The organism is Bradyrhizobium sp. 62B, assembly GCF_030272265.2.
Taxonomy (GTDB): Bacteria; Pseudomonadota; Alphaproteobacteria; order Rhizobiales; family Xanthobacteraceae; genus Bradyrhizobium.
In genome coordinates, this window is record NZ_CP092841.2 from 4642355 (window position 1) to 4661517 (window position 19163).

The 19163-nt window shown below is 64.8% G+C and carries 19 protein-coding genes, 1 tRNA gene and 1 pseudogene; 9 read left to right on the top strand and 12 right to left on the bottom strand.

Annotated features, from left to right (window positions below):
- Positions 1–133: 133 nt before the first annotated feature.
- The 3 genes from ML401_RS22085 to ML401_RS22095 form a co-directional block, all read right to left on the bottom strand.
- On the bottom strand, positions 134–427 hold the full coding sequence (locus ML401_RS22085; protein ID WP_285806907.1) for a hypothetical protein: 294 nt from the start codon (positions 425–427) through the stop codon (positions 134–136).
- 133 nt (positions 428–560) lie between these two features.
- Entirely contained in the window at positions 561–1091 is a 531-nt protein-coding gene (locus ML401_RS22090; protein ID WP_285806908.1) for a gamma carbonic anhydrase family protein, read from the bottom strand.
- A gap of 88 nt (positions 1092–1179) precedes the next feature.
- A complete protein-coding gene (locus tag ML401_RS22095; protein ID WP_285806909.1) occupies positions 1180–1509 on the bottom strand; it encodes a DUF6949 family protein in 330 nt (109 codons plus the stop codon).
- A 221-nt stretch (positions 1510–1730) separates the two neighbouring features.
- Between ML401_RS22095 and ML401_RS22100 the strand changes: the two genes are divergently transcribed.
- Complete coding sequence (locus tag ML401_RS22100; protein WP_285806910.1) at positions 1731–2438, top strand: hypothetical protein; 708 nt, start codon at positions 1731–1733, stop codon at positions 2436–2438.
- Between the two features lie 212 nt (positions 2439–2650).
- On the opposite strand, the gene ML401_RS22105 is transcribed toward ML401_RS22100, so the two are convergent.
- Together ML401_RS22105 and cysE are read right to left on the bottom strand one after the other, a co-directional pair.
- Entirely contained in the window at positions 2651–2869 is a 219-nt protein-coding gene (locus tag ML401_RS22105) for a DUF3126 family protein (protein WP_007602550.1), read from the bottom strand.
- A 127-nt stretch (positions 2870–2996) separates the two neighbouring features.
- Positions 2997–3821: a serine O-acetyltransferase gene (gene cysE / locus ML401_RS22110; protein WP_194403010.1), complete on the bottom strand. Its 825-nt coding sequence runs from the start codon at positions 3819–3821 to the stop codon at positions 2997–2999.
- A 290-nt stretch (positions 3822–4111) separates the two neighbouring features.
- Here cysE and ML401_RS22115 point away from each other — a divergent pair, with 290 nt between their 5' ends.
- Both ML401_RS22115 and ML401_RS22120 read left to right on the top strand, forming a co-directional pair.
- Positions 4112–5470: a hypothetical protein gene (locus tag ML401_RS22115; RefSeq protein WP_285806911.1), complete on the top strand. Its 1359-nt coding sequence runs from the start codon at positions 4112–4114 to the stop codon at positions 5468–5470.
- Between the two features lie 287 nt (positions 5471–5757).
- On the top strand, positions 5758–5901 hold the full coding sequence (locus ML401_RS22120) for a hypothetical protein (RefSeq protein ID WP_211419055.1): 144 nt from the start codon (positions 5758–5760) through the stop codon (positions 5899–5901).
- Positions 5902–6233: 332 nt separating this feature from the next.
- On the opposite strand, the gene ML401_RS22125 is transcribed toward ML401_RS22120, so the two are convergent.
- Positions 6234–6647: a hypothetical protein gene (locus tag ML401_RS22125; protein ID WP_285806912.1), complete on the bottom strand. Its 414-nt coding sequence runs from the start codon at positions 6645–6647 to the stop codon at positions 6234–6236.
- Between the two features lie 107 nt (positions 6648–6754).
- Here ML401_RS22125 and ML401_RS22130 point away from each other — a divergent pair, with 107 nt between their 5' ends.
- Positions 6755–7690, top strand: coding sequence for a LysR family transcriptional regulator (locus ML401_RS22130; RefSeq protein ID WP_285806913.1), 936 nt, complete (start codon positions 6755–6757; stop codon positions 7688–7690).
- 92 nt (positions 7691–7782) lie between these two features.
- Here ML401_RS22130 and ML401_RS22135 read toward each other — a convergent pair whose 3' ends face one another.
- On the bottom strand, positions 7783–8538 hold the full coding sequence (locus ML401_RS22135; RefSeq protein WP_194403015.1) for an alpha/beta fold hydrolase: 756 nt from the start codon (positions 8536–8538) through the stop codon (positions 7783–7785).
- Positions 8539–8645: 107 nt separating this feature from the next.
- Positions 8646–9782, bottom strand: a complete 1137-nt coding sequence (locus ML401_RS22140; protein WP_285806914.1) for a hypothetical protein — start codon at positions 9780–9782, stop codon at positions 8646–8648.
- 308 nt (positions 9783–10090) lie between these two features.
- Between ML401_RS22140 and ML401_RS22145 the strand changes: the two genes are divergently transcribed.
- A complete protein-coding gene (locus ML401_RS22145; RefSeq protein WP_194403017.1) occupies positions 10091–10336 on the top strand; it encodes a zinc-finger domain-containing protein in 246 nt (81 codons plus the stop codon).
- 19 nt (positions 10337–10355) lie between these two features.
- The gene (locus tag ML401_RS22150) at positions 10356–11558 is read left to right on the top strand and encodes an FAD-dependent monooxygenase (RefSeq protein WP_285806915.1); all 1203 of its coding nucleotides are present in this window, start codon (positions 10356–10358) and stop codon (positions 11556–11558) included.
- Positions 11559–11584: 26 nt separating this feature from the next.
- Here ML401_RS22150 and ML401_RS22155 read toward each other — a convergent pair whose 3' ends face one another.
- Positions 11585–12010, bottom strand: coding sequence for a twin-arginine translocation pathway signal (locus tag ML401_RS22155; protein ID WP_194403019.1), 426 nt, complete (start codon positions 12008–12010; stop codon positions 11585–11587).
- A 173-nt stretch (positions 12011–12183) separates the two neighbouring features.
- Between ML401_RS22155 and ML401_RS22160 the strand changes: the two genes are divergently transcribed.
- The 3 genes from ML401_RS22160 (at position 12184) to ML401_RS22170 (ending at position 15433) form a co-directional block, all read left to right on the top strand.
- A tRNA-Leu gene (locus ML401_RS22160) sits at positions 12184–12272 on the top strand.
- Positions 12273–12534: 262 nt separating this feature from the next.
- The gene (locus tag ML401_RS22165) at positions 12535–14001 is read left to right on the top strand and encodes a hypothetical protein (protein ID WP_285806916.1); all 1467 of its coding nucleotides are present in this window, start codon (positions 12535–12537) and stop codon (positions 13999–14001) included.
- A gap of 181 nt (positions 14002–14182) precedes the next feature.
- Complete coding sequence (locus ML401_RS22170) at positions 14183–15433, top strand: multidrug effflux MFS transporter (protein ID WP_285806917.1); 1251 nt, start codon at positions 14183–14185, stop codon at positions 15431–15433.
- Here ML401_RS22170 and ML401_RS22175 read toward each other — a convergent pair.
- The 3 genes and pseudogenes from ML401_RS22175 to ML401_RS22185 all read right to left on the bottom strand — a co-directional run bounded on the left by ML401_RS22175 (position 15405) and on the right by ML401_RS22185 (position 19083).
- Positions 15405–15623, bottom strand: coding sequence for a hypothetical protein (locus tag ML401_RS22175; RefSeq protein ID WP_285806918.1), 219 nt, complete (start codon positions 15621–15623; stop codon positions 15405–15407). The genes ML401_RS22170 and ML401_RS22175 overlap by 29 nt on opposite strands.
- Positions 15624–15638: 15 nt before the next feature.
- A pseudogene (locus ML401_RS22180) lies at positions 15639–17230 on the bottom strand (glycosyltransferase family 39 protein).
- Between the two features lie 230 nt (positions 17231–17460).
- On the bottom strand, positions 17461–19083 hold the full coding sequence (locus ML401_RS22185; RefSeq protein WP_285806919.1) for an ABC transporter substrate-binding protein: 1623 nt from the start codon (positions 19081–19083) through the stop codon (positions 17461–17463).
- Positions 19084–19163 lie beyond the last annotated feature (80 nt).

Sequence of the window (19163 nt, forward strand, 5' to 3'; positions counted from 1 at the left end):
TCGATGAACTGCGTGATGCGCTGGCGGAAGCTCGCGAACAGCTCGGCATCATCATTGCCGACGGTGCGCTCCATGCTCTTCACGGCCTCGGCGAGCTCGCGGTTGCGCCGGGTCAGCCCGTCCGCGTAGGGTATCATCGCACGACGATCGGTGGACATGTAGATGCCGCGTGAATCAGCGCATTGATGCGCCCGACACTGATCGCCGCCTCGGCGGACGAGGCGTGCATGTGACGATAGGTCGTCTGCAACCGCACCGACTGGACCGACATCACCAGGAGGAAAGTGGTGACGATCGCGAGGAAGGCGGCAATGCTGCAGACCTTCTCCGCAACGGTCAGCGTGTCGGTGCCGCGCGCGAACCTCACGAATTTCTTCACTAGATTGGTTCCGGCACCAAAGCCGGATTCCAGCGCCGTCGCATTCATGGCGCCGCTCCTCCTGGTTGAAAACGCTCAATGATAAGCGTGATCGCGCTAGCGGAGGATTAAAGTACCTAGCTGTATTTTTACGGTACGGAACCGGTGCCCGCGCCGGGTCCCGGCCGGCAGCGCGGGCTACTCAACCGATCCGCTTCAGGCCCTTCTTGAAGCGCGGACCGTTGGCGACGTAGAACCTCGCCGCGCTTCCCATCTTCTGCACCTGGGCGTCGTCGAGCGTGCGGATCGCGCGCGCCGGCGAGCCGATGATCAGGGAACGTTCGGGAAATTCCTTGCCCTCGGTGATGACGGAACCGGCACCGACGATGCTGTTGCGGCCGATCCTGGCGCCGTTCATCACGATCGAGCCCATGCCGATCAGTGCGCCCTCCTCGACGGTGCAGCCGTGCAGGATGACGTTGTGGCCGACCGTGCAGTTCCGGCCGATGTGAAGCGGAAAGCCGAGATCGGTGTGGCAGGTCGAGCCGTCCTGCACATTGGCGCCCTCGCCGATCTCGATCCACTCATTGTCGCCGCGCAGCACGGCGCCGAACCAGACGCTCGCGCCCGGTTTCAGGCGCACCCGGCCGATCACGGTCGCGGTCTCCGCGATGAAATAATTGCCGTCGGCGGGAAGGTCGGGCGCCTGCCCGTCAAGCTCGTAGATCGCCATGGAGGTCTCCTGTCACGTCGACTTCAGCCATAGCGAAACGGCGGCGAAGAGGCAAAGGAACCGGGCAGCTCGCCAATCCGGCCGGGCCTCAGCCCAGAACGCCGGCGGCGCGCAGCGTCATCAGGAAGAAGGTGCCGCTCATCATGCTCCAGAAGCCGGCGATGAGGGTTGCCATCATCACGAACTCGGCACGGCGGCTTTCCACCCGCATGCCGCGCAGCGTGTTGCGCATGATGATGAAGGGCGCGGCGAACACCAGGAACGGCACGGCCGCAAAGGTCTTGGGCGCCACGCCGTCCTGCAACAGGCCGAAGCCGGCGGGCCGCTGCGCGAGCACCTGGTATCCGTTCACGAGCGCGCCCGCGAGCGCGAAACCAATGCAGATCGAGAACAAGGTATTGAAAGCTTCAGGTGTCATCGGAACGGTCCGCCCTTACGCAACGCCACCGCCTTCCTGTGACAAATAGGGCTGGTTAACGCTACATTATCCTTAAGGGAAGGTTAACACCGCTGTCCCGCAGACGCAGGGGCCGTCCCGTTCCCCGCGGCCGCGAACGCTGCGCGAAATCGCCGCCGCATGGCATATTCGCCGCTGATTCGTCGGCCACCGGCCGACATCCGGCTCTCTTGCGCTAGCTCATGACGGTGTTTTCCGAAGCTCCCCTCAGGTCCCCCCGCACGCATGCCAGGACGCATGTCGTCCCGATCGTGCTCGGCGGCATTGCCGCGGCATGCGCGGTCGCGCTCGTCGCCTATCTGCTGTGGCCGACCTGGGGCGCGGGCGGCGCGAACGCCCCGGACAAATTGCCGGTGAGCATCGGCGGCACGCTGTTCAACCTGCCGACGACGGCGATCCGCATGAAGATCCAGCGGCACTCCGGACCGCAGGAGCGCATCGATCTCGACTTCCTCTATCCCTCGCTGGAGCCGCCCGGCGCGCCCAAGCACGTCACCGCCGACACGGTGGAAGCGGCGGTGCATTCGATCGATCGCATCTTCCTGTCGATCGCAGCCCATCACGACGCGCTCTCGCCCGAGCAGCGGACCGCAACGATCTATCCGCGCTATCTCGACCAGGCCGCGGCCCAGCCCGTGGACGGCCTGACCATGCGGATGTTCCGCGCCGATACGCCTTACGGCAGCGAGGATCTCTATTCCGCGGCAAGCCCGGCACTGACCGCGCGCTGCACCCGAGATGCGGCGACGCCGGGCATGTGCCTGTCCGAACGCCGCGTCGGCGGCGCCGACCTCACCTTCCGCTTTCCGCGCAGCTGGCTCTCGCAGTGGCATGACGTGGCGGAGGCGATGGAGAGGCTGACCGCGCAGCTGCGCGGGCCGAAGGGGTAAGCGGTCCGCCCAAAACAAAAAACACGAAAACAACCCCATGCACAGTAGCAAGTGCTTGGCGCTCTTCGTATTTTTCGAAGGCGATTTGGGGTTATGACGGCGCGGAAGGAGCGCGCCTCAATCTCGATGCGTGCCCCAGGCGCAGCGCAGCGTCGCAACAACGGTGCGCTGCTGAGCCGGGGCCCATGGGCACGCAATGACGGCGTTGAAAACTATTCCTGATCGACCAGATCGTCCTCGAGGATCGCCATCTGGAACTGGAAAGAGCGATCATCGTCCTCGTCGTCGACGAAGAGGACGCCGATGAATTCCTCGCCGATATAGACTTCGGCGGAATCGTCCTTCTTGGGCCGCGGCACGACGCGGATCTTGGGATTGCCGAATACGCGTTTCAGATACGCGTCGAGCTTTCTGACTTCTTTGACGTCCACGGCAAGTCTCCGATCGAAAATGGCTGGCCGCGTTTTAGGACGAGACGCGACGAACCGCCAGCATGATTTGCCAAAGAATTTGGGAAGGGAAAGGGCCGGAAAACCGGCCCTTACATCAAGGGCCCTCTCAAAGCCCCATGGCGTTGATCATCTGATCCATCGTGCGCGACGGCTCGGCGCAGCCGGCTTCACCGACGATCTTGGCCGGCACGCCCGCGACCGTGACGTTGTGCGGCACCGGCTTGACCACGACCGAGCCGGCGGCGATGCGCGCGCAATGGCCGATCTCGATGTTGCCGAGGATTTTTGCGCCGGCGCCGATCAGCACGCCGTGGCGGATCTTCGGATGTCGGTCCTCGTTCTCCTTGCCGGTGCCGCCGAGCGTGACGCCGTGCAGGATCGAGACGTCGTCCTCGATGATCGCGGTCTCGCCGCAGACGAAGCCGGTGGCGTGGTCGAGGAAGATGCCGCGGCCGATGCGCGCGGCAGGATTGATGTCGGTCTGGAACACCGCGGAGGCGCGGCTCTGCAGATAATACGAGAAGTCCTTGCGGCCCTTCAGGTAGAGCCAATGCGCGAGGCGATGGGTCTGGATCGCGTGAAAGCCCTTGAAGTAGAGCAAGGGATCGATGAAGCGGGAGGTCGCGGGATCGCGGTCGTAGACGGCAACGAGATCAGCGCGGAAGGCGTTGCCAAGATCGGGATCGTCGCGCAGGGCATCCATATAGGCCTGCCGCACCAGATCGCCCGACAGCGCGGAATGATCGAGCCGTTCGGCGACGCGGTGGACCACCGAATCTTCCAGGCGGCTGTGATGCAGCACCGACGAATAAATGAAGGTCGCAAGCTCCGGCTCGCGACGGACGATGTCCTCCGCTTCGCCCCGGATCCGGTCCCAGATCGGATCGAGCGATGCGAGCTTTCCTCCCGGATTGACCTGATGCACTGCCATGGATTTGCTCTCTGGGATGCGCTTTCGAATGGGCCCGTTTGACCGGCTCTATAGCATAGTCTAGGCGGCAAAGTCCTGACCGGCTTGCCTGAGAGTGAACAGCACCTTGCCCCGCGAAAGCAGACCAAGACGTTGAAACACAACGGCTTCTTCTGACGCCCCCAAGCGGCGAGGTCGGCTCAAGGTGGTCAGAGTTTTGCCAAATTCAAGCCGGGCGGCGTCAAACTATTGGTGAATTCTCTGCCAACCGCTATTGCGGGCATGGTCGGCAAGCGAGGACGGGGCCGGATTTGAGCATCACCACTGATCAATTGCGCGCGCGCGCCGCAGGTGCGCTTTGGCTGCGCCTGGCGGCGGTGGGCCTGCCCCTGCTGATGATCGCGCCGGCGTTCTGGAACGGCTATCCGCTGTTGCAATGGGATACCGGCGGCTATCTGGCGCGCTGGTACGAGGGCTATCTCGTCCCCAGCCGCTCCACGGTGTTCGGGCTCTATCTGCACTATGGCGAGAGCTTTGGTTTCTGGATCAACCTCGCGGTCCAGTCGCTGGCGACGCTGTGGCTGCTGCAGCTCACACTGCGCGTGCTCTCGATGATGCAGACCTTCCGCTTCGTCGCGATCAGCCTCGGGCTGATCGTGTCGACCGCACTGCCCTGGCTTGCGAGCATGCTGCTCACCGACATCTTTGCCGGGCTCTCGGTGCTCTCGCTGTTTCTGCTGATTGTGGGCGCAAGCCGCACCTCGGCGCTGGAAAAGATCGCGCTGTTCATCTTCACCGCCTTTGCCGCTGCGACCCACAGCGCCACGCTCGGCGTGCTGCTCGGGCTTTGCGTCGCGGGCTGGATGGCACGGCCGTTTCTGAAGGAGCGCCTTCCGCTCGCTGGCCTGACGCAGGCGAGCCTCACCATCGTCGCGGGCGCGGTGATGCTGGTCTCGGCGAATTATGCATTGTCCGGCAAGGTCGCTTGGACGCCCGGCGGCTACGGCGTCGCCTTCGGCCGCATGATGCAGGACGGCATCGTCGCGCGTTACCTGAACGACCATTGCCCGCGCGAACGCTACAAGCTCTGCCCGTATCGCAATGAGCTGCCGGCGACCGCCGACGAATTCCTGTGGGGCAAGAGCATGTTCAACACGCTCGGTCGCTTCGAAGGCATGAACGACGAGATGGGTTACATCGTCGTGCAGTCGCTCAAGGAGTATCCGGCCTGGCAGGCCGGCGCGGCGCTGCGGGCGATGGGCCAGCAATTGCTGCATGTCGCGACGGGCGAAGGCACCAATGGCTGGATCCCGCACACCCGCGGCATCATCGAGCGCTATATTCCCGCGCAAACCGCGCCGATGCGCGCGGCGCGGCAGCAGAACTGGCAGCTCGACTTCACCGCGATCAACTGGCTGCACGTGCCGGTGGCGCTGGCCTCGATGCTGGCGCTGCTCGCGCTGCTCGGCCATGCGCTCGCGAACCGCCGGCTCGACGACCTGACGCTGCTGGCAGCCACCGTGACACTAGCCCTGCTCGGCAACGCCTTCATCTGCGCCGTCATCTCCGGCCCCCACGACCGCTACGGCGCGCGGATGGTGTGGGTTGCGACGTTCGTGGTGCTGACGGCGGTGGCGCGACGGTTTGGGGAGGACGGCAAGGCGGATTAGGCTGTTAGTTTTTGTTTACGCCGCGCCCGGCCTGCATGCATTAGGCTCGACTGATTGTTGATCCCAGCTATGCATTTGGCTCGCGACTTTTCGCTGACATCGCCGCTTGTTCGCTTTCCTGAGCGGAGTGGACGCTACGCAGGCGTCCGTCGAAGGTGCCTAAATTTTGGCCCAGACAACGTCTTCGGCGCAGTGCTAGGCTTCAGTATCACCGCACCGTCCCTGGCTTCGATCGGTGACTGAGAGCCGAAATGCTCCCGCCTCCTCAGGAATGGGGGACGGCAAAAATGGCAAAGGACGACAATTTTTCGAAGACCGGTCTGACGCTCGTGGAGCGCCTTAGGCAAGCCGCGCTTGAGGACATGGATGGTGCCGAAATCCTGAAGCTCCTCAAACAAATCCAGAAAGAGATCAAACGGCGGGGCCGTTGAGTGTTTGGCCCAGTAGTTTGGCCGCGCCGCTTCCTTGAAGGGAGTGAGCCACCATCCCTGATGGAGTCGACGTTATAGAGCTTGTAGGCTCTCTGCCCGGGGCGCGCCAAATGATGATGAAATCGATAGTTTGGATAATTCTAGCACTGCCGTTTGTGGCGCTTAACGGCCTCCGCGATCTGCTGGCAGACGTATTCCTTCAACAAAAAGTCTGAGCGCGTAGGATGGGTAGAGCGCTAACGAGACCCATCAATCCGTTCGCCGCTGACGAAGCATGATGGGTTTCGTAAGGGCTCAACCCATCCTACAAGCTTCACGTAATTGCTAACTTCTCACATCGCCTTTGCGAGCGCGATCAGCCGGAAATCTTCCAGCGCCGCGTGCCGGTGCGGGGCGACTTCGCGCTGGTAAGTCTCGGAGTCGACGATGGAGCGGAAGGTGGCGAAATCGCCGTATTCATTGATCGCGGCTTCGTCCCAGCGCTCGCTTGGCGAGCCGACGAGGCTCGCCAGGACCGGGACGGAAAACATCCGCACGAGCGGCTTGCCGACCGCAAGACGGCGGAATGCCGGCCTATAGCGTTCATTGAAGGCTTCGCGGCCCGAGCAGGGCGCGGCGTCGAATCCGTCCTCGTAATGCGCCTGCGCGCGATAGCGCAGCAGATTGAGCATGTAGAACGGCTGGCCGGGTGGAATCGCGCGCTGCGCGGCGTCGAGGGCTTGCAGGGTGATTTCGATGAGGTTCATGGGACTTCCCGCGTTTCCAGCGCCGCAGAATGCGCGCTGACGCTCCCGATTTAGCTGTCCGGAAACGGCCCTTGTAGTGACGGCGTTGCCATGACTATGTGGACTGTATGTCCACAACAACTTTGCCTCCCGATCTCTCGCGCCTCCTCGCCTTCGTCCGCGTCGTCGAGGCGGGCTCCTTCGCCGAAGCTGCGCGGCGGGCGGGGACGACCACTTCGGCAATGTCCAAGGCGGTCGCCCGCTTCGAAAAGGCCCACGGGTTGCGGCTCTTGCATCGCTCCACCCATTCGTTGGCGCTGACCGAAGAGGGCGACAGGCTGATGACGGCAGGACGCGCGTTGGTCGAAAGTCTCGCCCGCGTCCAATCCGCGCTCGGCGAAGTCGCGCGCGGCGATGGCGGACGGGTGCGCGTGACCGCCCCCGCCTCGTTCGCGCGCGCCTGCATCCTGCCACGACTGCCCGCGTTCCTGCGGGAACGCCCGGAAATCGAGATCGAGGTCAAATTCCGCAACGAGATTCTCGATCTCGCGGCGGAAGGCGTCGACGTCGCGATCCGCTCGGGGCCGCTCGACCGCGCGCCCGGCCATCAGGCGCGGCGGCTTTGCACATTCTCCTGGATCGCTTGCGCCTCGCCTGCCTATCTGAAGGCGCGCGGCGCGCCGGCGACGCCATACGAGCTTTCCGCGCATGACCACGTCGGCTTCCGCAATCCCGCGAGCGGTCAGATCCTGACCTGGCGCTTCGCCGACCCGCGCGGCAAAGCACCCATTCGCGTCACGCCCAAGCCCAAGCACATTTGCGACGACGCGCACGCTTCGCTCGCTTTGGTCGCGAATGGGTTCGGGGTCGGCTGGGGGCCGGCGTGGCTCGTCAACGAAGACCTTCGCTCCGGCCGACTGGTCGAAGTGCTGGCGCCCTGGCGCGCGCCTGGGGAACCGCTATGGATGCTGCGCGCCTCCGGCCGCCGCCCGCCCCTGCGCACACAGCGCGTCATGTCCTTCCTCACCACACTTCCCGCCGCGTTCAGCGACAAGGCGGGGTGAAGCATCGGCCTTCACCGAAATCCGGGCGCCAGGCAACCGAGTTCCAGGTCCCACGGACTTGTCGGCGAAGACCTTCCTGGCCCTTTGCCGGCTCAGCCGCGGCGCGAGAGAAAATCCAGCACGCCCGTCTTGTAGACCTTGTCGCCGACCGCGCGCATATGGTCGCGATTGGGAATGTCCAGCACTTCAGAGCCGGGGATGATGGCACCGAGCGCGCTGGCACTTCCTGCGACGTCGTCGGTCGAGCCGACCGCGATCAGCACGGGCACGTCGATACGCGCGGCTTCTTGCCTCGTCATGAGATCCCGCGTGCCGCGCAGGCAGGCGGCGAGCGCGCGGCGGTCGGAACGGGTCTGGTCGGCAAAGGCGCGAAAGGTACGGCCGACAGGATCGGTGACGTCGTCGAGCCCTGGTGCTTCCAGTGCCTTGGCGACGTTCTCGCCGGGACCGGTGCCCTCGATCAGGCCGCCGATGCCGATGCCGCCGAGGATCGCCGAGCGCAGGCGCTGCGGTTCGTTGAGACCGAGCCAGGCCGCCATCCGCCCGCCCATCGAATAGCCCATGATGTCGGCCTGCGGGATGGCGAGATGATCCATCAGCGCGAGCACGTCGCCGGCCATCACGGGTATGGAATATTGCGCGGGCTCGTAGAGCTTGGCGCTGTCGCCATGGCCGCGATTGTCGAGCGCGATGACGCGGCGGCCGTTCTTGCGCAGCTCGGAGACCCAGGTCGGATAGACCCAGTTGACGTTCTTGCTCGAGGCAAAGCCGTGCACCAGGATGATCGGATCGCCCTCGCCTTCGTCGAGATAGGCAATTTCAACGGCGCCGTTGTGAAAGCTCGGCATCATCAGTTCCGCAGGTCGTTGTGGGGAGTGATCGGTCTTAGAGCACGATCCCGAAAACTGTGCAGCGGTTTTCCGGCAACATCATGCTCAAACAATAATCGAAAGCTTCAGGCCGTCGCGGCCGCACCGGCCAGAGCGGCCTCCACGGCGACCCGGGCCCGGCGGAGCCGCCGGGCACGTCTGCGATCGCACCAGGCCTGGGTCAGGCGCTCGGTGGTCGCCTTGATCGAGGACAACAGGCCGAACAGCGTCAGCGCCGCGCCGAGCAGCCACATCGTCAGATCGAACGCGCCGCCGATCAGCAGCAGCGCGCCGCGGCCGAGCAGCTTCATGATCGCGCGCGTCTTTCCGCCCTGCGCCTCCGCAAGCCGCGCCGCGCGCGCGACGTCCTTCGGGCCTTCGGCGATGCGCAGAGTATCCATGGCGCCGCGCGTCCCGGTCTTCCCGGCGACGCGCGTGACGTCCTTGCCGAGCCGGACCAGCGCGCCGGCCTTCTCGGCCCGGAACGCAGCCTTGATTGCACTGACGGTCTCGCCGGGGCGGAACACGGAACCCTTGGCGACTGCGTTCTGCAGCATCGGCGTGTCGACAACCTCACGCGCGGAACGACCGGCCCAGACGGCGAGCCCCTCGCCGAGCCGCCCGACCTTCCGTGCATCCTTCACCAGGGTCAGTCCGGCGCGCACGGGCGCAGCGCCACCGACGGACACATAGGTTGCCGCCGTCACCGCAAGGCCGGCGGCCGCGAGGCCGAGCACCAGACGATCGGTATCCTCGCCCATGGCGAGGTGCTTGCCCTCACGGACGACATCCCTGATGTCACCGATGACGAAGAGGTCGCCGGCCACTGTTCCGGACAGGCTCGCCACGTCGTCGGCATTGCCGGTGACGAGGCCGGTCGCGAAGCGCTTCGCAAAATGCGAGGTGGAATTCTCGGCTTTGACCGCATCGCCGACACGGCTCAGGAGATCGTCCGGCAGCGCGATGTTGCGGTCGCGCGCGAGCGTGACGAAACTGTCGGCGAGATCGGCATCCCCTGCCGCGAGCGCGGCCTCGATGTTGTCCTGAACCAGACGGTCGTTCTGCCGCAGCACTTGATCGAGCTTCAGCTCGGACAGCACGGCCGGGTCATCCTGGGCTGCGAGGATCGCGCCGGCCTCACGCGCGTGCGGCGCTACCTGTACGAGCATGAAGCCGCAGGCCGCAATACCGGTCAACGCTGTCGTGATTCGCAGCCACTTCATGTGGAAAGTCCGGACGGTCCCTGAAATCGTTTGCGCCTGATGATTCGTCTTTGGTCGCAATTGCGCTCGTCCACAGACATAGTATGCCAAAATTGCGACACAACGTCCCCGACGAAAGAAGGGCTTCTCTCAGGCCCCAAGATTGTGTCGAATTTGCATGAGCAAATGAGCATGGGGCAATTGCGGACCTTTCGGTTCCGCTGGACTAGCAATCATCTGCACCCGCCAGTATGGTCCGCGGCGCCTTAAAGATGCCGCGTCAGTTCTTGATTGTGTCTGCCGCCATTGCTACTCCAGGATGAACTACGATGTCCGACCATGTCGTCCCGCACTTCCACAACGATGCCGGTGTCCCCGTCATCGAGATCGGCTCGAAAGAGTTCATGTGCGTGGGCGCCAATCCTCCGTTCGACCATCCGCACGTCTTCCTCGACCTCGGCAACGACAACGAGATCATCTGCCCCTATTGCTCGACGCTGTACCGCTTCGCGGCCGACCTGAAGGCGGGTGAAGCCCGCCCGCCGGAATGCGTGCTGAAGGACAAGGTGGCCTGACCGTCTTCATCGGTCAGGGGTGGCGCTCTCCCGAACGATTGTCATCGCCGGTGCCGGCATCGGTGGACTGACGGCCGCGCTTGCGCTCGCGGCCCGCGGCTTCCGCATCGTCGTGCTGGAAAAGGCCGAGCGCCTCGAGGAAGTCGGCGCCGGCCTGCAGCTCTCTCCCAATGCCAGCCGCGTGCTGGTCGAGCTCGGCCTCACCGAACGTCTCAAGCTGCGCGCCGTCACCCCGGAAGCGGTCTCGATCATGAGCGCGCGGGCCGGCGGCGAGCTGCTGCGCATGCCGCTCGGCGAAACAGCCTCGCTGCGGGCCGGCGCTCCCTATTGGGTGGTGCACCGCGCCGACCTGCAATCGGCGCTATCCGGCGCCGTTGCCGATCATCCCGATATCGACCTGAAGCTGGGCGCGACCTTCGAGGACGTCGCGCCTCACGCCAAGGGACTGACGGTGGTCCATCGCAGCGGCACGATCCGCCGCAGCGATCTCGCCAGCGCGCTGATCGGCGCCGACGGCATCTGGTCGACGGTCCGCCAGCATCTGTTTCCCGAGGTGCAGCCGCGCTTCTCCGGGCTTATCGCCTGGCGCGGCACGCTCGATGCCACGCAGCTGCCGAAGGACTACACCGCGCGCCGGGTGCAGCTCTGGATGGGCCCGAACGCCCATCTCGTCGCCTATCCGATCGCCGGCGGACAGCAGATCAACGTGGTCGCGGTGCTGCCGGGCACCTGGAACAGGCCGGGCTGGAGCACAGCCGGGGATCCCCTGGAGGTGATGGACGCCTTTGCCGGCCCACGCTGGCCGCCGGCGGCGCGCATGATGCTCGCCACGGTCGACAGCTGGCGGAAATGGGCGCTGTTCGCCGTGCCCGACGGCTGCCCCTGGAGCAAAGGGCCGGTAGCCCTGCTCGGCGATTCCGTGCATGCGATGCTGCCGTTCGCAGCGCAAGGAGCGGGCATGGCGATCGAGGATGCCGCGGTGCTCGCCCGCCATCTGAGCCTTCAGGCCGCCGAGAGCACCGCGGGCATCAGCGCTGCGCTGAAGCAATACGGCCGCGCGCGCGAGGCGCGGGTGCGCCGGGTGCAGCGGACCGCGCGGCAGCAGGGCCGCATCTATCATTTCAGTGGACCGCTTGCGGCCGCGCGCGATCTCGCGATCCGCGCGCTCGGCCCGGACCGTATGCTGGCTCGGCAGGACTGGATCTACAACTGGCGGCCCTGATGCGAAGCGCCGCCGGCGGCATCGCCTCAGCGGGCCGCTTTGCCGGATCTCGACGCGGGCTTGGCCGGGGCCGCGGGCGACGACGAGGCGGCAGCCGGCAGCTCCTCAGGCGTCTCCCGGCACCTGTTGCGGCGCCAGCCGTCCTCGGCCAATTGTGCCTGCCCGCGCACCGCGATGTAGTCGTTGCGATAAGCGAGCTCGGACACGACGGCGCCTCCGGCTCCGGTCTGGGCCTTGTCCATCAGCCTCTGCAACTCGTCAGTCCGCTTGGCGAGCGCCTTGCGCTCCCCCTCCAGCTGCTTGCAGTCGTACAGATCATATTTGGCGGGATCGGCAAAGGCCGGTGCGACTGTCTCGCTCATGCTGGCGCAGCCGGACAGCGCGGCGGCGGCCGCAAGCAGCGCGAGGAGCGCGCCGGAGCCGCGCAGGGAAGAGGAAAACGAAGCAGCCATGCCGGATGAATAGTCCCCGTGGATTGAGAATGCCTAAAGCAGCACCAGATGTCCGGATTGAGGCTTTGCCTTGTGCGCCCGGCTCGCTTAAGGAAGAACCGTCCCCCGGTCACGCAAAGCGCCAATTCCAGACGGCCGGAGCTGGACTTAAGTGTTTGATCTCGTTGGATCAAGCGGGCATGGCGGAATTGGTAGACGCAAGGGACTTAAAATCCCTCGGTGCGCAAGCGCTGTGCCGGTTCGACCCCGGCTGCCCGCACCAGCGAGATGCTCGCACCGCCGCCTCCGCAAGCGGGACTGTAGCCATGACGCGCGCCGCGCACGCAATCGTTCGTTTACCAAGCATCCCTTCCGCGTGGGAAACCCGAGCGGCGCCCCTGGCCTTTACTCCACTTTAGATCGTCTTCCCCTAAAGCGGGCGATGTCTGCCCCGTCGATGCAGACCCAGGGACAAAGGCCTGGAGCGGCTGGCTTCGATGGTGAGAGCTCCGATGGACGCGCGCGAGGATTGGTCCCGGTCCAGGATGAGCGGATCGCAAGCGGCGTCCGCGCCTTCCCTGCACGGGGTCGAGGTCTACGTCTTCCTGATCGCCTTCCTCTCGGTATTTTACCTGTCGAACGGACCGCTGCTGCTCGGCCATTATGATCTCGGCTGGCACCTCGCCGCCGGAGACCTGATCAGGCAACGCGGCGAAGTGCCCTTCCAGGATCCGTGGTCGTTCACCGCCGGCGACAAGCAATGGTACAATCTGTCCTGGCTCTGGGACGTGATGGCCAGCGCGCTGTATCAGCAGGCCGGCTTCGCCGGCATCGTCCTCATGGTCGTCGCCTGCGGCGCGGTCATTGCCGGCTACCTCGCCTTTTGCGGCTTGAGCAGCGGCGCGTCCGCGCCGGCGGTTTGCATCGCTGTGTTCGCCGCGTGCCTGCTCTACCCCTGCTACGAAGCCTCGCCCAACATGTATCTGGCGGCATCGCCGAACATCGCGACCATGTTGTTCGCCGTGGTCTTTTACGGCGAATGCATGCGGCGGCGTTGGTTCCTGTTGCCGCCGATGATGATCGCCTGGGTCAATCTGCATGGCGGCTTCGTGCTCGCCTTTCCGATTCTCGGGGTCTTCTGTGGCGCCGCCTTGCTGCGGCGGGACTGGACAGGCCTTCGCAACTATTGCCTGGCGGGCGTCGGGTGCCTCATCGCGATCTTCGTCAATCCCCTGGGATGGCATGTCTATGACGGCGTGACGGCGACGCTCGGGCATTTCGTCCAGGCCGATATCAGCGAATGGCGATCCTATTTTCACAATGTGGAGCTGCCGGGCAGCCTTCCCGGCATCGCCTATGCGCTGACATTCGTTGCCCTGGAGCTGCGAGACCGCAGCGCCACGCGCGTTCCCCTCGAGGCCCGCGTGCTGGCGTGGCTCTTCCTGTTTCTGGGTCTCTATCAGTTCAGATACACCGCGTTCTTCTTCATCTTCTCGAGCGTGCCGATGGCGCTTCACATCGACCGGCTGCTGCCGAAGCGCCGCAGCTTCGAGATCCGACGCGCGATGCTGGCGGCCGGCCTCGTCGGCGTCTTGTTGCTGCCATTCACGTTCATGCAGGTGAGACCGGCGCTGGCATTGCCCGACATGCTCTCGGACGCGGATGCCCGCTATCTCCAGGCGCACACCTCGCGCGGGCATCTGCTGAACCACTGGAACGTCGGCGGGCTCCTGATCTTCAGAACGCAGGGCTCAGTGCCCCTCTTCGTCGACGGCCGGGCGGCGACCGCCTATCCCGACGAGCTGCTGCGGGACTATCTCAAGCTGGTCCGGCGGGACATCGACGCGGCGACCTGGGACAAGGTGCTCAGCAAGTACAAGATCGACGCGGTGCTCTGGATCAGGGCACATGACCAGCTGCGGCACTTCCTGGTCGGCGAGCGGGGCTGGAAAGAGGAATATACCGGCGGGTATGTCAGCCTCTACACAAGGCAAGACGCCGCTTCCCGGTAAGATCAGGGTGCGACGGGCATGGGCGGCAGTTTCTGGTGGGCCGCGCTCCGTCCGGCACGGGGAGCCGGCGCCTCACCAATTCTTGTTCGCCTCCGCCCCGCCTGCCAGCCATCCCGAAACATGGGTTGTGCAACGCAGCATGAAAGACCGATAAAGCCGCTCGATTTCAGAGGTGAGCTGCTTGTCCGACGTCAATGCTGATTCTTGGGTGTCCACGGGACACCGTCCGATGGGTTTTCCGGAATTCGTCATCGTGATCGCGTCCATCATGGCGCTGAATCCGCTTGCGATGGACATGATGCTGCCGGCGCTGCCCAATATCGGGTCGGCGTTCAATATTCCCGTCGCCAACCATCTCCAACTGGTGCTGTCGACCTTCCTGATCGGATTCGGCGCCGGCCAGTTCGTCATGGGGCCGCTGTCGGACCGCTTCGGCCGCCGGCCGGTGCTGCTCGGCGGCATGGCGGTCTACGCGGTGGCGAGCGTGCTGGCGGTCGCAGCGCCCTCGTTCGAGACGCTGCTGCTGGCGCGTGCGCTGCAGGGCCTCGGCACCTCGGCGACGCGCGTGATCGCGACCTCGATCGTGCGCGACTGCTATGTCGGCCGCCGCATGGCGAGCGTGATGTCGCTCGCCATGATGGTGTTCATCGCGGTGCCCGTGATCGCGCCCTCGTTCGGACAGGCGGTGCTGCTGGTGACGGCGTGGCGCGGCATCTTCGTGGTGCTGATGCTTTACGGCCTGCTCGCGCTCGCATGGTGCGTGCTGCGGCTGCCTGAAACCCTCCCCGAATCAGGACGCCGGTCGCTGGCGCCTGCCGACGTGCTCGCAGCGTTCCGGCAGACCGTGACCAATCGCCAGACCATCGGCTATGCCACCGCGGCCGGCAGCGTCATCGGCGCGCTGTTCGCCTATGTGTTCTGCGCCCAGCAGGTCTTCACCGGCATCTATCACCTCGGCCATTACTTCCCGCTCGCTTTCGCCGCGATTGCCGCCGGCACCGCCGTCGCCGGCTTCCTCAATGCGCGGCTGGTCGGGCGGCTCGGGATGCGCGTGATCTCGCACGGCGCGCTGACGCTCTACACGGTCGTGGCCGGCGTGATGCTGCTGACGGAAATGCTCGGCGTGCTGCCGCTGAGCCTGTTCATGGTGCTCTCCGCCCTGATGATGTTCTCGTTCGGCATGATGGTGGCGAACTTCACGGCGCTCGCCATGGAGCCGCAGGGCCACATCGCCGGCACCGCCTCCTCGCTCTATGGCTCGATCACGACGCTGATCGGAATCGTGGTCGGCATGGCGATCGGACAGAGCTTCGACGGCACGCTGCTGCCGTTCTCGGTCGGCTTCTTCCTGTCGACCCTCGCCGCGCTCGCGATCGTGCTGGTGGTCGAGAAGGGTCGGCTGTTCAAGCCGCATCATCGCCCGATCGGATAAGGAACATCCCGGCGCCCTCGATGTTGTCGTGCAGCAATTTCGAAAGGCCGCTGCGATGGAACTGGAACCCCGCGAAGATCACGCCGATGCCGAACCGCAAACGGCGGAGGGTTCCGAGCCTGGCACCGGCCAGACTGCGCTGACGACGCCCTTTGCGAGCGAGGGCCTCGAGCAGTTGCGCGACAGCCATTGCTGAGCGCGACGTCTACTCGGTCGCGCGCCGGCTGGCGCTGAAATCATCCGCAGTGCTCTTGGGAATCGTCCGCATTCCCCGCGGCCGCACCATCATCACAACCACGTCCCGCGAAAGACCGGGCCGCCCCCACAGCGTGGCCTGCACGGTGAACTCACGCCTGGCGAAATGTCCGATTTGGGGGGACACCCATTCCATCCATCGGATGCAAGGCTCCTGATCGCGGAAACACAGCGCGGCCCAGCCACGATCGAGCGTCCTGCGCGGCAAGCCCCACCCGGGTTCGTACTCGAACGGACTCGCATGATACGGATGGTCCGGGCCGTAAAACGCCGTGGCGAAAGCCAGCGAACCATCGCCGCTCACGGCGCTCAGAGGCTGGCCCGTGAGGTCCCACCACGCGCTCGTCACTTCGCCGGCCGCCTGGGCGTAGAGATTGCGGCCCTCCTCGTAGCCGTGATCGTGCGGTAGACGGCATGGATCGGCGCGGCAATCAAGACCGCCGCGAGCCCGACGCCGGCCACGATCACCGTAAGGTTGACGGTGTAGAAGCGCTCGATCGAATAGCTGGTACCGCAGACCACGAGAACCGCGAACAGGAACAGCCCCTGCAACGCCCAGAGCGAGGGCAGATCAGTGCCCATCACGAGCGACGTCGTGGCCGGCAGCACGATCGTGCCGATCGTGACGTAGAACAGAAGCCGCAGGCCCGGGCTCATCGCCGCGAAGTCGGCCGGAAAATGCCGCAAGCGCGTTCCTGCGACGAGCACCCAGAGCGCGGCCGAGATGCTCATCGCGGCCACCAGCCCCAGCAGGAAGCTTCTCACCTCACCGAGCGAGGTCGCAGCGTTTCCGCCTGCGTGCGCCAGCGCGTAGGTGAAGGTCGACGCACCCGTGGTCGCAAGCCAATAGATGTGAGGCGACAGCGCCGCGAGCCCGACGACGACCGAGATCCAGGGCGAAGCGGAGGTGAAATAGGCCCGCCGCGCCGGGTGCGCCAGCGCGGCAAACGCGAAGCTCGTGACGAGAAAGATCGAATAATATTTGCCGACCATCGCCAGGGCTGTCGTGCACCCCACCGCGACCGCCCACAGCACCGCGCGCGTCTCGAATGCGCGCAGGAAGCACCAGGTCGCCAGCGGCCAGGTCGCGAGTAGCACGGCATTGGCGTTGAAACGCTGGGCGTGGAATTGATAGGCGGGCGTCAGCATCAGGAGCAGTAGCACCAGGACGCGCTTGTGCCCGGTGACGAACTGCCGCGAGATCCGGTCGACGAAGAGCAGCGCAAGCCCGGCATTGGCCATCGCCATCAATTGCATTGACCAGTCGCTGGGTGGAAAGACCGAGGTCCATGCCGCCGCGACCCACCCCATCAGCGGTGGATGCTTTGGATAGCCCCAGGCAAAATGTCGCCCCAGCGTCCAGGCCTCGAGCGTGTCAGGGTGCACGCCGCCGCCGGCATAGGCGATCGCCAGATAGAGCGTCCAGACCGCGACGAAGCAGCCGACGAGAAGCGGAACGGCCCAGCCCGCCTCGACGCCATCGAGCCAATGCAGGAAAGGCCGTCGCCAGCGCGAAGGCGCGCGATCGGACCGTTCGGCCATCGCCTGGAGTGCAAAATCAATCGGCACGGGAATCAAATGGGACAAGGAAAGTGATGCGGGAGGACGGCGCATCTATTTCAGGATTGAAACAAATAGCAATGATTGAAAACTGGAAGAGTTAAAAGCCTCACGCCTTACCGGCCGGCGCAGGAGCGGCACAAGACAACGGCGCCGCTGATGACAGCGGCGCCGTTTGGCTAAGACAGCGAAGGCGGGAGAATCGCCTCCCCTCACTCCGATTTGTCGATATTCCAGAACACCGGCGTAGCCGGGCCGTCGAGCACGCCGGTCAGCGACTTGCGCCAGGCGCTTGGCGCCTGATACTGGCCGAGCGGCATGTAGAGCACTTGATCGTAGGCCTCTTTCTGGATCTCGGCCGCGATCTTCTTGCGCTCGTCGAGCGAGGCGGCACGAACGAAGGCGTCCTTGAGCTGCTCGATCTTGGCATCCTCCGCCCAGCCGAACCAGCCGCCCTTCTTGCCCTGCCCGCCGACCGCGACGTTGGTGATCGGATTGTCCACGTCGGCGCTGACCCAATTGGTGATGAACATGTTCCAGCCGCCCTCCTTCGGCGGCTTCTGGCTGGCGCGCCGGCTCACCACCGTCTGCCAGTCGGTGGCCTGCAGGTCGATATTGAAGCCGGCCGCGCGCAGTTGCTGGGCCACAACGATCGGCTGGGCCTTCAACAACAGCACGTCGCCCGGAGCCATGAGGACGACGGGCGTGCCGTCATAGCCGGACTCGGCGAGCGCCTTTTTGGCCGCGGCGATGTCGCCGCCCTTCGCCAGGGTCTCACCGCCAACCTCGGTCGCAAACGGCGTGTCGCAGATGAAGGCCGCGGCGCAGGTCTTGTAGTACTTGGAATTGCCGATCAGCGCGTCGAGCACGTCCTTCTGCTTGATCGCCAGGAATGCCGCGCGGCGGATCTTGACGTTGTCGAATGGCGGATGAAGGAAGTTCATCCGCGCGCCCGTCTGGAAGCCGAACTTGTTGAGGATCTCGAGCTTGAGCTCCTTGTCGGCTTCGATGACGGGCAACATGTCGATTGCGGGGTATTCCATGAAATCGATGTCGCCAGACTGCAGCGCGTTCAGCGCCGTCTGCGAGTCCGGCATCGTGATCCATTCGACGCGGTCGACCTTCACCACCTTGCCGCCGGCGGTCCAGCTCGCCGGCTCCTTGCGCGGCACGTAGTCGGTATTCTTGACATAGACCGACTTCACCCCCGGCTGGAATTCGCTCTGCACGAACTTGAAGGGGCCGGAGCCGATCTGTTCGGGGATCTGCTTGTCCACCGTCGTCTCGGCGAGACGCTTCGGCATCATGAAAGCGACCCGCGAGGACGGCTTACCGATCGATTCCAGAACGAGCGCGTAAGGCTCCTTCAGCTTCAGCGTGATGGTCTTGGCGTCGGTCGCCTCGATGCTCGCGGTGAACAGCATCATCTGCTGCCCCATCCCGTCGACTTGAGCCCAACGCTTCAGCGAGGCGACGCAGTCTTCGGCCGTCACCGGCGTCCCGTCATGCCACTTCAGGCCGTCGCGCAGCGTGAAGGTGTAGGTCAGCTTGTCGTCGGAGATCTTCCAGTCCGCCATCTGCGGCTGGATCTTGAAATTCGAATCCGTCGCGATGAGCGTGTCGTAGACCATGTAGCCATGGTCACGCGAGATATAGGCGCTGGTGAAGATCGGATCGAGGATACGCAGATCCGAATGCATCACCGCGGTGATGGTCTTGCCCGCGGCAAGCACCGGAGAGGCCAATGCCGAAAGTGCCAAGACTGAGAGCGATAAGACCGACAGCGCAAGTTTGGAGGCGAACGAAAGACGCCCCCGACGCATGAGTTGGAACATTGACGTTCTCCTGGCGAGCGGTTGGCGCGCGGCGCCGCTGATGTCAGCGGCGCCGCGTAACGTTCGGCGTGAAAGGCGCG

What these genes read in the sequence shown, in the direction of transcription:
- ML401_RS22185 (WP_285806919.1), bottom strand. Translation starts at nt 19,083, where the DNA reads ATGTTCCAACTCATGCGTCGGGGGCGTCTTTCGTTCGCCTCCAAACTT.
- ML401_RS22140 (WP_285806914.1), bottom strand. Translation starts at nt 9,782, where the DNA reads ATGAAGTGGCTGCGAATCACGACAGCGTTGACCGGTATTGCGGCCTGC.
- ML401_RS22135 (WP_194403015.1), bottom strand. Translation starts at nt 8,538, where the DNA reads ATGCCGAGCTTTCACAACGGCGCCGTTGAAATTGCCTATCTCGACGAA.
- ML401_RS22090 (WP_285806908.1), bottom strand. Translation starts at nt 1,091, where the DNA reads ATGGCGATCTACGAGCTTGACGGGCAGGCGCCCGACCTTCCCGCCGAC.
- ML401_RS22130 (WP_285806913.1), top strand. Translation starts at nt 6,755, where the DNA reads ATGTCCACAACAACTTTGCCTCCCGATCTCTCGCGCCTCCTCGCCTTC.
- ML401_RS22085 (WP_285806907.1), bottom strand. Translation starts at nt 427, where the DNA reads ATGAATGCGACGGCGCTGGAATCCGGCTTTGGTGCCGGAACCAATCTA.
- ML401_RS22165 (WP_285806916.1), top strand. Translation starts at nt 12,535, where the DNA reads ATGAGCGGATCGCAAGCGGCGTCCGCGCCTTCCCTGCACGGGGTCGAG.
- cysE (WP_194403010.1), bottom strand. Translation starts at nt 3,821, where the DNA reads ATGGCAGTGCATCAGGTCAATCCGGGAGGAAAGCTCGCATCGCTCGAT.
- ML401_RS22155 (WP_194403019.1), bottom strand. Translation starts at nt 12,010, where the DNA reads ATGGCTGCTTCGTTTTCCTCTTCCCTGCGCGGCTCCGGCGCGCTCCTC.
- ML401_RS22100 (WP_285806910.1), top strand. Translation starts at nt 1,731, where the DNA reads ATGACGGTGTTTTCCGAAGCTCCCCTCAGGTCCCCCCGCACGCATGCC.
- ML401_RS22095 (WP_285806909.1), bottom strand. Translation starts at nt 1,509, where the DNA reads ATGACACCTGAAGCTTTCAATACCTTGTTCTCGATCTGCATTGGTTTC.
- ML401_RS22145 (WP_194403017.1), top strand. Translation starts at nt 10,091, where the DNA reads ATGTCCGACCATGTCGTCCCGCACTTCCACAACGATGCCGGTGTCCCC.
- ML401_RS22125 (WP_285806912.1), bottom strand. Translation starts at nt 6,647, where the DNA reads ATGAACCTCATCGAAATCACCCTGCAAGCCCTCGACGCCGCGCAGCGC.
- ML401_RS22120 (WP_211419055.1), top strand. Translation starts at nt 5,758, where the DNA reads ATGGCAAAGGACGACAATTTTTCGAAGACCGGTCTGACGCTCGTGGAG.
- ML401_RS22175 (WP_285806918.1), bottom strand. Translation starts at nt 15,623, where the DNA reads ATGGCTGTCGCGCAACTGCTCGAGGCCCTCGCTCGCAAAGGGCGTCGT.